Source organism: Geobacillus sp. FSL K6-0789 (assembly GCF_038593135.1).
GTDB lineage: Bacteria > Bacillota > Bacilli > Bacillales > Anoxybacillaceae > Geobacillus > Geobacillus stearothermophilus.
On the sequence record NZ_CP151966.1, the window covers coordinates 1,614,050 to 1,628,147 of the forward strand.

Genomic DNA, 14,098 nt, shown 5'->3' on the forward strand with positions numbered 1-14,098 from the left:
GCGCGCGCTTTTTTTGATAAAGCCTCGAGCAGGGGGCGAAATGGAACTGGACCTCAGTACGCGCGTCTCCCGACTGGTCATGCAGCCATCTTTTCTCCTTTTTTCTCCATTTATAATGCCGCTCGATCGATTCCATAATGTAAATGGATAGAACGAACAGGGGAAGGATGCCGCCAATGAGAAGCAAAGCGACGCAGTGGCTGTTGTCTGTATGGGGACTGATGGATCCGCTCTATTATGCATGTTCACGCCTCGAATATGTTGGTGGGAAAGAGAACGGCTGTCGTTCCATTTTTCGCGTCCGTTTGCTTCGATACAAGGGTGAAACCATTCGCCTTTCGGACGGAACGACGATTGCGGCCAATGACTGGCTGTTGAAAATTCACCTTCATAATGTTCGTCTGCTTCGCGAACTGATGCAGTATCGAGGTGATATTCAAAAAGGACGTTATATTTTCGAACAGGTGAAGGCCAGTTTGCCGTATGTTGCCCATTATCTTTACCATCACGAACAGTCCGCCTGCATAAAAGGGATTATCGGCGTAACGATGTTAAACAAAGGTTGTGAGAGACTCGGATTTGATGTCATTGACATAGCGGATTCATTTTACCGTTGGTTGAAAATGGCATCCCATTGGCCGATGATGACAGTGGCCCAACACCGTCTCATGCCGCTTGTTCGCCCGCCGAAATATTTGTTGATGTCGAAGGAAAAGTTGTTTTCATTGTATGGTTACCATCTCATCCACTAACTCCCTCTTTCTTCTCTCCTCCGTTTCACTATAATAGTGATGGAGGGAGGAGAGAAGACAATGACGTTCGTTTTCATTATTCTATCAATCTTTTTATTGCTTGTTTTGGCCATTCGCAAAGCCCACCGCAACACGTATGAAGCGGTTTTGCATAAAGTTCAGGTCGGCAGTCTGGATGGTGGGAACCGCGCCATCCGCATTTTGCAGCTGTCTGACCTTCATTTGGAAAAGCTGTCCATTTCCCCGGATGATGTGTATGAAAAGCTGAAAGGGGAGCGCATCGATTTGATCGCCTTAACGGGCGACTTTTTGGACCGTGAGGAAAGCATTGTCAAACTCGGTCCGTATTTGACGGCGTTGAAACAGTTGAATCCGACATATGGCATGTACGCCGTGTTTGGCAACCACGATTACGTGCTGCAAGGCGAGTCGTTCGAGCGCCTGAAAGCGACGCTTGAGGCGCACGGCTGCGTCGTCTTGCAAAACGAGACGAAGACGATTACCGTCAACGGTCACACCGTCAATATCATTGGCATCGATGACTTTTACACGGGGCGCAGCGACATTGAAAAGGCGTATGCGGGCGTCAAAGACGGCCTTAACCTCGTGTTGACGCACGATCCAGACATCGTGCCGCATATGAAAGACTATCATTTTGACTACTTGTTGTCCGGCCACTTCCACGGCGGGCAAATTCATTGGCCAAAGCCGTACCATTTGGCGAAAATGAGCAAAACGCTCACCGAGCGGGACATGATCAAAGGTTATCATGAATGGGAGGGGAAACCGTTTTATATCAACGAAGGGCTTGGGCAAACCGGGGTGAACATTCGAATCGGCTCGAAGCCGGAAGTGACGCTCCATTTGTTGGCGCTCTCGTCCCAAAAAGAAGCAGTGAAAGCTGTCTAATAGGCAGCTTTTTTATTTTCGGGGCAGGAAAGCGGTTTCATTCATGTATGTCCTCTTGCACTTTTTTCGCAGCTGTTTCCGTGTTGTTGGATGAAGATTCGCTGCGGATTGCATAGACAGAGGAAACAATCGCCATACTTTTTAAAGAAAGGAGTGAATGGCCAATGGAACCGTCGTGGAAAGCTCTCTTGCCATTTTTCGTCGTCATCCCGATTTCGATTTGGACGAAGCAAGTCATCCCGGGGCTGTTTGTCGGGCTGTTGGTTGGCAGTTATTTGATGACCCCGTCCTTGCTTGGTGGGCTGCGGACGATGCTTCATTACGTCGTCGATAACTTGATGCAGACGAACAACATCCGCATCATCATGTTCTTGTATGTGTTCGCCGGCCTTGTCAGCATGATCAAATACACCGGCGGAATCAAAGGATTCGTCCATCTCGTCAGCAAAAAAGTGAAGTCGGCGAAAACCGCCATGTTCTTGACGTGGATATCGACGATGGTGACATTCAGCGACCCCGATTTTCGCATCGTCACCGTCGCGCCGATCATGAAGGCGCTGAGCAAACGGCTCGGGCTGTCGTCCCAGCAAATCGGCTTTGCCATTGAGGTGACTTCCAACCCGGTCGTTGCCTTGATTCCGATCGCCACTGCCTTTGTCGGCTATATGGTGTCGGTCATCGACAAGGCGCTTGATACGGCCGGCATCGGTGCGGAGCCGTACATCGTGTACGTCCGAAGCATTCCGTTTAACTTTTTCTCGTACGCGATTATCGCTGTTGGGCTCTACTATAGTTTTTTTGTTTATTCGCGGCGAAAGCAGGCGGCGGTGAGCGAAGCGCGGGGAATGGAGCCGATTCGGCGCTGGAACAAGCGGTTGGCGCTCGAAATGGCGGAAGAACAGCAGCCTGATGGCAGCGAGCCGAACGAAGCGCAAGGGGAAGAAGGGGACGCGATGCAGACATGCCCGCGCGCCTATCAGAAAGAAACGCCGGTGAAACCGTGGAATTTGATCGTTCCACTTTCAGTCGTTCTTGTTTTGACGCTGTTTTTAAGCTGGTGGGACGGCCATCGCGGAGCGCGGACGTTTTGGGATGCTTTTTTGCGGAGCGATGCGCTCGGCGCGATGTTGGAGGCGCTGTTGTTTACTGTAATTATCGCTGTCGCCTTTTTCCTTTGGCAACGATTTAAATTGAACGATTTGTTGACCCATTTTGTGAAAGGCGGCAATGAGCTGATGTCGGTCATTGTCATGTTGGCGCTCATTTGGGCGCTGTCGGCGGTGGCGGAAGACTTAGGGTTTTCCCAATACATTACGAGCCATGTGCAACAATGGATTCCGCCGTTTTTTGTCGCCCCGATTTTGTTTTTGCTTGGCGCCGTCATTTCCTACTTCATCGGCTCGTCATGGGGGACGTGGGGGATGTTGATGCCGCTTGGTGTGACGCTCGCGAGCCAGTCGGGAACGAACATTTTGCCGGTCATCGGCGCGGTGTTTGCGAGTGGGACGTTCGGGGCGTTTGCGTCGCCGCTTAGCGACAATACGGTGACGCTTTGCACTATTTTGGATTTGCCGGTGATGGAATACGCGCGAACGAAGCTGATTCCGTCGTTGATCGCCGCCGGCATCGCCGCCGTTTTGTTCGGCGCGACATCGTTTCTTTTGCATTAACGCCGTTATCGCCCTCTTTCGTCTTCCGTGATACACTAAAAGAAAAAAGAAAGGGGAACGCTGATGGGAGAGGCGGAACGGCGGCTTGAGGAGCTCGGCCAATGGCGGGAGGAAGATCCGAAAGAACGGCTCGAGCAGCTGAATGAGCGGCTCGCGGTGGAGGATGCGTATCATCAGGCCGCAGAAGATGAGCGGGCGCGCGAACGGTATTACCGCCGTCTGCCGCTTGAAGGGGATGGATTGATGTTGTTTGTCCGCTATCATGAATTAGCGGCGCGCACCCATAAGCGACGGCTGCCGTATTTTTTCAGCAAGGATGAGTATTTGTACACATGGATCGACTTGCAGCCGGACGGAACGGTGCGCAGCTTGTATTCGGGCGAGCGGAAAGATCCGAAAACGTTAATCGTCCAAGATGTGGAAACGATGAAGCGGCGTTATGACGAATTCCGCCAGCTGCTGAAAAAAGCCAAACAAGGGCCGGGCGAGGTGCACGAGCGGGTGAACACGATCGAGCAGCAGTGGAAATTCAATGCCGAACATGTTGTCCCGCAGTCATGGTTTGGCGCGCGTGAACCGATGAAAGGCGATTTGCATCATTTGTTCGTCTGCCAGCCGGAGTGCAATACGATGCGGTCGAATTTTCCGTACGCGGATTTCCCGTTTTACAATCCGGAAGATCCCGACGAACAAATCCAAAACCGCTGTGGCGTCGTCCATAACGGCTATTTCGAGCCGGAATACGGCAAAGGGACGGCGGCAAGGGCGATGCTGTACTTTCTGCTTCGCTACCCGAAGGCAATCGCGAAGTCGTTTCGGCGCAAAATCGATATTCCGCTCCTTGTCCGTTGGCACGAACAATTTCCGCCGACAGTGTATGAGCATCATCGCAACAGCGCGATTTTTTTCATCCAAGGCAACCGCAATCCGTTCATTGATTTCCCGGAACTAGCGGGAAGGATGGTGTTTCCGTTTGAGGGGGCGTTGTGAAATGAGGTTGAAGGCGAATATCGGCTTTTTTGTTTCCAAAGCGCATCTGAATCGCTTGGAAGTGGAGAAACAAGAGTGATGGCAAAAAAGCTGTCTCCCGAAATAAACGACCGTCTTTCGGGGACAGCTTTTTGCCTTGCTGCTAGACAAAGTGTGAAAGAGATCAAGCGGAAATGGTTTGTTCGTCCGCCGCGTGGCGGTCTGCATGTTTGCGGAAGTATGTTGCGACCATCGGACCGGAAATATTGTGCCAGACGCTGAAAATAGCGCTTGGAATGGCGGCGAGCGGCGAAAAATGGGCGGTCGCCAAGGCCGCACCAAGCCCAGAGTTTTGCATGCCCACTTCAATGGAAATCGCCTTTTGTTTTGGCGGCGACAGGCGAAACAGTTTGGCAAACCAATACCCAAGCAGCAGCCCCAATCCGTTGTGAGCGACTACAATCAGAAAAATAAGAAGCCCGCTTTTGGCAATGGCGGCTTGGTTTTGCCCGACGACGGCGGCGACGATGGCTACAATGGCGATGACCGAAACGAGCGGCAGCGCCGGGATGCACGCTTTTACTTGCTTTTGGAACAGCGCCTGGGCGATGAGCCCTAAAACAATCGGAAGCAGCACGACTTTGACGATTGACCAAAACAACGCGGCAGCGGATACGGACAGCCATTTTCCAGCTAAAAGCAAGATGAGCGAAGGCGTCAAAATCGGCGCCAAAATCGTCGAAACCGAGGTGACGGCGACCGACAGCGCCGTGTCCCCTTTCGCCAAATACGTCATGACGTTGGACGCCGTCCCGCCCGGGCAGCAGCCGACTAAAATAATGCCGAGCGCCACCTCACGTGAAACCGGCAGAAAGTAAGCGAGCAAAAACGCGACAAGCGGCATGATGAGAAACTGGGCAACGACGCCGATTAACACATCAAGCGGACGCTTGAACACCTCTTTAAAATCGTTCGCTGACAGCGTCAATCCCATGCCAAACATCACGATGCCTAGAAGCGGCACGATATACGGAGCGATCCACGTAAATGCGCTGGGAGCGAAAAAGGCGAGCGCTCCAAACAGAAGCACCCAGATGGCAAAGGTGTTGCCGACAAAGTTGCTGATTTTTCCTAGTGTGTTCATTGAGCTTCCTCCTTGAGCAAAGATGGGAAAGATATACAAGAAATTATATACATTTTTTTGAAAAGTTCAACTAATGAATCGCCAAATTTTGAAGAAATGTTGACAATATAGAATGATTGTGAAAAAAATCACTTCCTTTTTTTTTGGTTATGCTATGATAGAGATTGAGAAAAAGAATCATTCTTGACACACATGAGAATAGACAGGGAAATAGGGGGGGAAAAGACGATGGTGCTGACTGATTTGCATAAAGGGGAAACAGCGGTCGTCGTCCGTCTGGCCATGGAGCAGGAGGCACTGAAACAGCGTCTTCTTCATCTAGGGGTGAAAGAAGGAAAAATGGTGCGGTTGAAAGCGGCGATGCCGTTTGGCGGACCGGTGATGGTCGAAGTCGATGGGCAGGCAATCGGCTTGCGGCGCAAAGAGGCGGCGTCGATTGAGGTGAGATAAATGTATGTCGCTCTATTTGGCAATCCGAACACCGGCAAAACGTCATTGTTTAACTGTTTAACCGGCTCTTATGAATATGTTGGCAACTGGAGTGGGGTAACGGTCGAGAAGAAAGTAGGAGTGCTTCGCCAACACGGTGTGCCGGTCGTCGATTTGCCCGGCATTTACTCGCTCCAGCCGCTGTCCCGTGATGAAGGAGTGGCGACTGATTTTTTATTGACCGAGCCGTGCTCAGCGATTGTCAATATCGTTGACGCGTCGCAGTTGCGCCGCAATTTGCATTTGACCGTTCAGCTGCTGGAATTTGGCTGTCCCGTTGTCATCGCGCTCAACATGGTTGATGTGGCGGAAAAACGAGGCGTGAAAGTGGACGCCGCTAAACTGTCGAAGTATCTTGGCGTTCCTGTTATCCCGGTCATCGCCCGAACCGGAAAAGGAACGAACGAATTGGTTCACGCCGTTTTGGCGGCAAAAGATAAGCCGCACCCGGCAATCACAATCGATTACGGCGCCGAAGTGGAGAACGCCATCAGACGCATTGCCGAGCAGCTGCCGGACGATGTGCCTGGAAACAAACGATGGGCGGCGTTGCAGTTCCTTGAGGGAAATGAACGCATGGCTGCGTATTTGCATAATAGCATGAACCTTTCGCCGCTCGCGGCGATTCGCGCGGAGACGGAGCGGGCGCTTGGCGGCGCGCTCGCCAAGCATATTTACGAGGCGCGCGACCGTTGGATCGCTGAGGTGATCGCTGCTTCAGCCATTGAGTTCAAACATAAGCCGTTGACATGGACGGAAAAAATCGATGCGGTGGTGACGAACCGCTACGTTGGGCTGCCGATTTTTTTGGCGCTGATGTATGTGGTGTTTATGCTGACGTTTAACTGGCTGGGGACGCCGCTTGCCGATCGGCTTGATGCGTTTTTCTCCGGTCCGCTGGCAGATGGGTTGTCCCGTTTTCTCGACTGGGCAGGGGCATCGCCGTTTATCAAGGCGCTCGTCTTGGACGGCGTTGTTGCTGGGGTCGGCGGGGTGTTGGTGTTTGTGCCGCAAATTTTCATTTTGTTCTTTTTCATTTCGCTGCTTGAAGATTCTGGATATATGGCGCGCGTGGCGATGGTGATGGACCGGGTGATGGAAACGATCGGGTTAAACGGCAAGGCGTTTATCCCGATGATCATTGGCTTTGGCTGCAACGTTCCTGGAGTGATGGCGGCGCGGACGATTGAGCAGCCGAAAGAGCGGCTCATGACGATCTTGGCGCTGCCGTTCATGTCGTGTTCCGCCCGCTTGCCGGTGTACGCCTTGTTTGCCGGCACGTTTTTCGCCCGCGAGCAGGCGCTTGTCGTGTTTTCGCTTTACGTGCTTGGCATTGTAGTGGCTTTGGGGCTTGTCAAGTTGTTCTCATCGACGCTCTTGAAAAACGAAAATTCGCTGTTTGTCATTGAATTGCCGCCATACCGCGTGCCGCAGGCGCTCACACTATGGCGAAGCACATGGGAAAAAGGGAAAGGATTCATCCGCAAAGCAGGAACCTTTATTTTCGGCGGTTCGGTCGCCATTTGGCTGCTGACGTATGTCGGGCCGCGTGGGGTTGGCGTTCCAATGGATGACAGTTTGCTGGCTGCGATCGGCGGGTTGATCGCACCGTTGTTGTCGCCGCTTGGCTTTGGCGCCTGGCAGGCGGGCGCCGCGTTGATCACCGGTTTTTTGGCGAAAGAAGTTGTGGTGTCGACGATGAATATTATTTACCACGTTCATGAAGCAAGCGGGCTGAAGAAAGTGATTGCTGCCCAGTTTACGCCGCTGTCGGCGTTCAGCTTTATGGTGTTCGTCCTGCTTTACACTCCGTGTCTGGCAACCGTGGCGGCGATCCGCAAAGAAACCGGATCGTGGAAATGGACGCTGTTGTCGATTGGCATCTCCTTAACGGTTGCTTATATGATTTCACTTCTTGTCTACCAAGCTGGAAAGATAGTAGGTTTTCCATGAAAGGAGAGAATATGATGATGGCGAATATCATCATTGGCGGAGCGATTTTTGCCTACGCCGGCTGGACGATGGTCCGACACGTGAAAAAAAGCGCCAAAGGGGCGTGCGCGTCATGCCATGCAGCGGACCATTGCCGAGGCAGCTGCGGGACGGAGAGATAATCCGTTCAAGACAAACGGATTCCTGACGATGATCGGAATCCGTTTTTTCATTTTCCGACGAAAGACTTTCGCTTCCATGGTTGTAGGATAGCCAAAAAATAAGCGGGGATGCAATGGGCAAACTTTCGTTTCAACGGGCTCTGGAGGACAAAAGATCAGGCCGCTCTTTGTTTTGCCTGTTGGGTGTTGTTGCCTCAATGATGGCCGAAACACCGGGGATAGAAAGCTTTTTTCGTTCAACCGTTGAAACTCAAGGGAAGACCGTGAGTGTGGAGGATAAACTTTTGACAATACTCAATACCTGCCGCAAGGTAAAAGTATGAAAAGCTGCGAATAGCGAAAAGGCGTCTTTGGATCAAGGTTCGCACAGTTGCGTAAAAACAAAGCAGCAAAAAAACGACGTTGTGGTCCTGTCATCCAAGTTTACTGGGTTGGCGATGGAATTTCACGCAATAATTGAACTTGACCCGGCTTTGGCCCGCTCTTTTCCTCACTCTTTTCCTCATTCTTTTCGGTTTTGGATGGGGCGGATGTAACCTTCTAATTCGTGGACAAGATGCTGGATGCAATCATTTCCTCGGAACTTGGCATCCTCGACAAGGTACACTGTGAAATTTTCCGCTTCTTTATTGGTCATCGTGAACTCATATCCATTCAAATCAAGGAACGTGACGAATACGGTTAAAGCCGTCCGCTTATTGCCGTTGTGGAAAATATGACCTGTCGCGATGGAATGGTAATAGCAGCACGCCTTTTCGATAATCGAAGGGAACTGTTCCTCCCCGAACAATTTCGCTTTCGGCCTTTCCAACATCCACGCGAATTTATCGGGGAATTGGATCCCCGCTTGTTCTGCGTCGTCGTACATTTCCATGACCGTGTAATGGATAAATAGGATTTCTTCCGCTGTCAAATAATAAACCATGTTTTCCTCCAGCTGCTCCTTTATCTATATTTCAAGTTGCGCAGCGCTTCGTCATATTTGGAGATCGCGCGGTTCATTGCCATCGCGACTTCAGGACGGACTCCTTTTGGAATTCGGTTTGCGCGTTTCATCACGATTTCCCCTCGTTCCTTGTCGTAATATATTTCGATTTCATCGCCTTTATTTAGGTTTAGCATCGTGGCTAAATCTTTCGGGATGCTAACGGACAAACTATTCCCGACTTGGCTAATCCGACGTGTATACGTTTTGTCATTCTTGCTTCCCAACATTTCCGCGTCCATTTCTTTTTCATCTCCTTTCCATATAATGGGCAAAAAGGACGTTTTTATCCATAAAATTATTACTGTATAAACAATTATAACAATAATCTTCCGAAAAGCAATACGGAATAATAAAAAAGGGCTTTTTGTCTTTCAACGAGAAAAACGCATGCCGCATTTGCAGTCGGGGGATCATTCCATTGAGGGTAGGTTCTTTGTCACTATTCAATGGATATACATGCCGCTGTTTTTGTCGTTTCTTGTTTCAAAGAATGACGAAAAAGAAAAGAAAGAAACGATATTCATCAAAATTTGTTTGCAGTTAGGACGAACAGACTATTTACATGGAATGAAAAAAACGGTAAAAATAGAAGTGAGGATAGCAGTTTAGAAAAAAGAGAAAATTCTGTTTATCAAGGGGACAGCATTATGGTTTACGATGGAATCATTTTGTCGTTGTTGATCGGCTGGTTTCGCGGCGGAAGCCTGAAAGGGTTGGCCAACATGAAATTGCGCTTCGGTTGGCTGTTCCCGATCTTATTGGCGGTGCAGTTTGTGGTCTTTTTCCTGCAAGAGCGGGTCGCATGGATCTCGAGCATGAGCAACGGCATTTTTCTCCTCGTCTACATCACCGGGCTCGCGTTTTTATGGCTCAACCGCCATCAGCCAGGGTTTCCGGTCATCTTCGCCGGCGTCTTGCTCAACTTTATCGTCATGGCCGTAAACGGCGGACGGATGCCGGTCTCGATCGAAGCCGCCCAATTTCTCGGCCGCGAATATATCGAAGCGTTAAAAGCCGGTCTGTACGGCAAGCACCAGGCGATCACATCGGATACGCTTCTGCCGTTTCTTGGCGACATCATCCCGCTGTCTCCGCCGTACCCGCGCCAACAAGTCATCAGCATCGGCGACGTTGTGATGAACGTAGGGGCGTTCTTGTTCATCCAGCATCTGATGCTCAGTGCACCGCGGCATAGAGCAGATGATGCTGAAGAAACAACGGGTGCCCCTGCGATCAATAAATAAAATGTTAAGGGGGAAAAGGACATGAAATTCAAAGCAAAACAAGTATTGATCAATTTGTTCATCCTCGGTTCGGTGATTGTGGCGTTGACGTCGGGGTTTAAACTCATTGAGTAGAAAATAATAATGTTGATCTAATAAAGAGGGAGGCGATACTCCTTCTTTAAAATTTTTTAGCTGAGAGTGATTTTGTATGGTTTTTGAACGGTTAAAAAACAAAGAACAACTATATACTGTTGTTGTCTCTCTTTTAGGGATGTGTATATTTGCTACAGAGGTTGATATCCATTCTCAATCCTTAAAAGATTGGGTTTTAGTATATATATTGACTGGTTCTGTCGTTTTGTTGAATCTTTTTCCTATTATCTTGCCCCCTAAAGCTAATTCTTTTTCAATGGATTCTGCTGTTTACTTGGCTACTCTGTTTTTATATGGATTGAACTTTACGTTACAGGTTCTTTTTATTTTTAGTTTGATAGAATTGTATCGTAATCAACGAATGTCTGCATGGAGACATTTATTTAATTTCTCAATGTATTGTTTGATGATATCAGGTGCTTATTACTCATTTTTATTCTTCGATGGGAATATTGGGAAGATAAATGTCCATCATTTACTTCCTTATTTGATTAGTTTGCTAGTTTATTTTAGTATTAATGTATTATTGATTTTTCTTTTCTTCTATTTCATTGGACAAATATTTAAAGGTGCTCTAGAGTTAGGCGTCTTAAAAGAGGCGTGTGTTGGTTATTCAGTAACATTGCTTCTTTCAATGGTTTTAGCCATTTTATTGTCGGAAGAGAAATATTTTGGCTTGTCCTTATTTATTATTTTAGTAACGATATTGTCTATTGTTTTTAGGAAATTTTCGGAATTATACCAGTTAGTATCCAACCGCGCCAACAGAGATCACCTCACCGGCCTATACAACCACGGTTTTTTCAAAGAAACGCTCAAGGAGCAGTTTTCTGACTGCAAGATGCTCAAACAGCCGTTGACCTTGGCGTTTTTGGATCTGGACGATTTTAAAAAATACAATGACCGGAACAGGCATTTGCAAGGAGATCGTTTGTTGGCCTTTTTTGGGAAGCTGCTGCAACAAGCGGTGGAAGGGACGAATTTTACGGTTGCCCGCTATGGCGGGGAAGAGTTTGCCATTTTAATGCCCAACACGACGAAAGAAGACGCGTACGCGTTTTTAAACCGGTTGCGCAAAGAAGTGAACGATACATATTTTGAAGGCGTCGAGCATATTCCGTATCGTTGCCTGTCGTTTTCGTGCGGCATCGCCGAGATGGAAAAAGATATGTACGAAAGCGAGGAATTGATCCATCGCGCCGATCAAGCGCTGTATTACGCCAAGGCGCAAGGGAAAAATAACGTGCAATTGTATGATAAGCATAATATGTGCCTGGATGAAATTAAGTTTAAACAAGACTTGGAAGCGCTCGAGCAGCAAGTGAAGTTTTTTCTTTCAAAAGACGTCTACACATACCGCCATAGCAAACGGGTGTTTAAATATGCGGTCGAGTTTGGCAGCTGCCTCGATGAGTTGACTGATCACGAGCGGCAGACGCTCATTTTGGGAGCGCTCATTCACGATATCGGCAAAATCGAAGTGCCGCGCGATATTTTAAATAAGCAAGGGAAGTTGGAAAAACACGAGTGGGAGATTGTCAAGAAACATGTCACATGGGGGCGGGAAATCATTGCGGCGGAGAAGCGGTTTGATGATTTGCTTCCGCTCATCGAACTGCATCACGAACGGTATGATGGAAAAGGGTATCCGTACGGGCTGAAAGGGGAAGAAATCCCGAAACTGGCCCGCATTTTGTGTATTATCGACTCGTTTGATGCCATGACGACGGAACGGCCGTACCAGCGGACGAAAACGTTCGAAGAGGCGGTCGAGGAAATCAAGCGCTGCGCAGGGACGCAGTTTGACCCGGCCTATGCGGCGAAGTTTATCGCGTTTGTGCGCGAGCATTATTTGCCGCTAGCTGAGATGCAACAACTGAATTGAACAAGGGAAAGGAGGGGCTGACCCAAAACGCGAATGCGTTTTGGGATCAGCCCCCACTTTTTTGCCTCAAATATAGAAGAATCGCCCTTTTTTCTGGTAGAATAGAGTCACCAAAACCACTACCACCGAAAGAAGGGCGATTCTTTTATGAAACATGATCATATTTCCTTTAAAGAGTATACCATGGACAACCTCTCTTTGCCAAGCAACATCGCCGATCTGAGTCAGTCAAGACTTTGTGGAGAACATTTTTTCTGTTCACTACGGGTGTTGTCAATCACTAGTTATCGAACCATTTTCAGGAATTCATATAGTAAGCGCTTTCGGACTCTCATCCCTCATCTTGAGGCGATGATACGATATTCCATTTTTTTACACCCAACCACCATCCCGGAGCGCCGACAACGCTTGATGGATCGGTGTCCCGGATGACCGCTGCAGACACGGTAGATTCTGACGCACCACATCTGCCCACAACCGTCCGGCCTTCCGTTTGGCCTGTTCGATCCGCTTGGACTTTGTTGAGGCCGAGGCCGCCGTTCGGGTCTCTTCTTCCTCCACCAACTGCCCATTTCTCCGCCAAATCCCGTCGATTCGGGCCGCCATCGCCCTCAGAAACGCCCGAAGCCCTTGGTCTTTCCAGCTGCGGCGGGATTTCACCCGATGCGCAAACCGGCTCATCACGCTCTCGGCGTGGCCCATCGGACGCATGCCGGTCGTCTCCACCCCTTGCTCCGACAGCCACTCCCGATAGTCCCGGATGCATCCCGGCATCGACTCGATCCGGCGGATCATGGCAACCATCTGCTTCTCTTTCGCTTCGTCCTCCAACGTGCCGACCGCGCTGTTCAGCTCCACGAGAAGCCCCTCTTCGTCTTGTTTCGCCAGCTTCTTCCGCACCTCCCGCCAACGCGGATGGCCGGACAGACACTGACGCAGCTCCCGCGCCACATGAAATCGATCCAGCTGAAAGCACGCCCGCTTCCCAAAATACTCCCGGCAGGCCGTGATCCACGACGCCGCGTCGCCGTTGATGATCAAAAGGTCCCGGCACGGATCATAGGCATATTCGTTCATCAGCCACTCTTCAAACCGTTCCCACACGTCTCCCGCCCCTTCATGGAGGTAGTGGCGCCGGTTCACGAGCTCGAGCTGCGAACCGTTTCGTTTCCATCCCTCGTGAACCGCCAGGATTTTCTCTTCTTTCGCCCGTTTCCCTTTCCCCTGGCGGGAAATGAACAGCCCATCCGCCTCCACAAATAGCACTCGGCCGTGCCGTTGGGAAACAGGGCGGTGCAGCGAGACAGGGGCCTCCAGCACCAGTTGGCGAATCGCCTCGTGGCTTAGGACCGCATACCCCACGATCGACTCCAACGTACGGGCCGCTTTGCGGTAGGAAGAGCACTCTACGGCCAACTCGACCGCCGTTTCCTCGAGGCAAGGGCTGATCGACTGCGCTCCATCAAAGCCCAGTTCGGCATCCAGCAAGAAGGTATAGTTCCCCGTTTGCCGGTCATAGTAGTAGTTCCGTCGAAACGTCACTTCTCCAAACAGCGTTTGGATCGTAGTCGGCCGTTTGTCTTTCAGCTGATACCGCCGCTTGTCCCGCGCTTCCGCCAGTTGTTGATCAATCTCCTCCAAAAGGGTCGCCAACAAGACAGCGAACACCTTTTGAAGAGTTCTGACTAATTGTTCCTCCAGCTCTTTTAATAAAGGCCATTCTGTGGTAAGATGTTTCATGGACTCTCTCCCTCCTGTTTTCGGTTGATGTTGACAATCACCATCATAGCAGGGAGAGA

At 49.9% G+C, this 14,098-nt stretch carries 14 protein-coding genes; 10 read left to right on the forward strand and 4 right to left on the reverse strand.

From position 1 onward, the window contains the following. The first annotated feature begins 176 nt into the window (after positions 1–176). The 4 genes from NSQ51_RS08445 (at position 177) to NSQ51_RS08460 (ending at position 4,321) form a co-directional block, all read left to right on the forward strand. Complete coding sequence (locus tag NSQ51_RS08445) at positions 177–752, forward strand: hypothetical protein (protein ID WP_033017043.1); 576 nt, start codon at positions 177–179, stop codon at positions 750–752. Between the two features lie 60 nt (positions 753–812). Next, positions 813–1,661: a metallophosphoesterase gene (locus tag NSQ51_RS08450; protein WP_049626676.1), complete on the forward strand. Its 849-nt coding sequence runs from the start codon at positions 813–815 to the stop codon at positions 1,659–1,661. Between the two features lie 164 nt (positions 1,662–1,825). Beyond that, positions 1,826–3,331, forward strand: a complete 1,506-nt coding sequence (locus NSQ51_RS08455) for a Na+/H+ antiporter NhaC family protein (protein ID WP_033017041.1) — start codon at positions 1,826–1,828, stop codon at positions 3,329–3,331. Positions 3,332–3,394: 63 nt separating this feature from the next. Further along, a complete protein-coding gene (locus tag NSQ51_RS08460; protein ID WP_033017040.1) occupies positions 3,395–4,321 on the forward strand; it encodes an endonuclease in 927 nt (308 codons plus the stop codon). A 163-nt stretch (positions 4,322–4,484) separates the two neighbouring features. Here the strand turns inward: NSQ51_RS08460 and NSQ51_RS08465 are convergent, their stop codons facing one another. Further along, on the reverse strand, positions 4,485–5,444 hold the full coding sequence (locus NSQ51_RS08465) for a bile acid:sodium symporter family protein (RefSeq protein ID WP_121650122.1): 960 nt from the start codon (positions 5,442–5,444) through the stop codon (positions 4,485–4,487). Positions 5,445–5,672: 228 nt separating this feature from the next. Between NSQ51_RS08465 and NSQ51_RS08470 the strand changes: the two genes are divergently transcribed. The 4 genes from NSQ51_RS08470 (at position 5,673) to NSQ51_RS08485 (ending at position 8,370) form a co-directional block, all read left to right on the forward strand. After that, positions 5,673–5,894 carry a FeoA family protein gene (locus tag NSQ51_RS08470; protein WP_050367315.1) on the forward strand — a complete coding sequence of 74 codons (222 nt, stop codon included), beginning with the start codon at positions 5,673–5,675 and terminating at the stop codon, positions 5,892–5,894. Continuing rightward, positions 5,895–7,886: a ferrous iron transport protein B gene (gene feoB, locus NSQ51_RS08475; protein ID WP_049626674.1), complete on the forward strand. Its 1,992-nt coding sequence runs from the start codon at positions 5,895–5,897 to the stop codon at positions 7,884–7,886. A 14-nt stretch (positions 7,887–7,900) separates the two neighbouring features. Beyond that, a complete protein-coding gene (locus NSQ51_RS08480) occupies positions 7,901–8,047 on the forward strand; it encodes a FeoB-associated Cys-rich membrane protein (protein ID WP_080706570.1) in 147 nt (48 codons plus the stop codon). A gap of 113 nt (positions 8,048–8,160) precedes the next feature. Further along, positions 8,161–8,370, forward strand: coding sequence for a hypothetical protein (locus tag NSQ51_RS08485; protein WP_147432130.1), 210 nt, complete (start codon positions 8,161–8,163; stop codon positions 8,368–8,370). A 179-nt stretch (positions 8,371–8,549) separates the two neighbouring features. Here NSQ51_RS08485 and NSQ51_RS08490 read toward each other — a convergent pair whose 3' ends face one another. Both NSQ51_RS08490 and NSQ51_RS08495 read right to left on the reverse strand, forming a co-directional pair. Next, a complete protein-coding gene (locus NSQ51_RS08490; RefSeq protein WP_061580932.1) occupies positions 8,550–8,972 on the reverse strand; it encodes a type II toxin-antitoxin system death-on-curing family toxin in 423 nt (140 codons plus the stop codon). A 20-nt stretch (positions 8,973–8,992) separates the two neighbouring features. Further along, positions 8,993–9,274, reverse strand: coding sequence for an AbrB/MazE/SpoVT family DNA-binding domain-containing protein (locus NSQ51_RS08495; protein ID WP_049626673.1), 282 nt, complete (start codon positions 9,272–9,274; stop codon positions 8,993–8,995). Between the two features lie 408 nt (positions 9,275–9,682). Here NSQ51_RS08495 and NSQ51_RS08500 point away from each other — a divergent pair, with 408 nt between their 5' ends. Both NSQ51_RS08500 and NSQ51_RS08505 read left to right on the forward strand, forming a co-directional pair. After that, entirely contained in the window at positions 9,683–10,279 is a 597-nt protein-coding gene (locus NSQ51_RS08500) for a DUF5317 domain-containing protein (protein WP_049626672.1), read from the forward strand. A 190-nt stretch (positions 10,280–10,469) separates the two neighbouring features. Further along, complete coding sequence (locus NSQ51_RS08505) at positions 10,470–12,299, forward strand: diguanylate cyclase (RefSeq protein ID WP_121650121.1); 1,830 nt, start codon at positions 10,470–10,472, stop codon at positions 12,297–12,299. A gap of 372 nt (positions 12,300–12,671) precedes the next feature. On the opposite strand, the gene NSQ51_RS08510 is transcribed toward NSQ51_RS08505, so the two are convergent. Continuing rightward, positions 12,672–14,039, reverse strand: coding sequence for an ISLre2-like element ISGsp3 family transposase (locus NSQ51_RS08510; RefSeq protein ID WP_342462659.1), 1,368 nt, complete (start codon positions 14,037–14,039; stop codon positions 12,672–12,674). Positions 14,040–14,098: the final 59 nt, after the last annotated feature.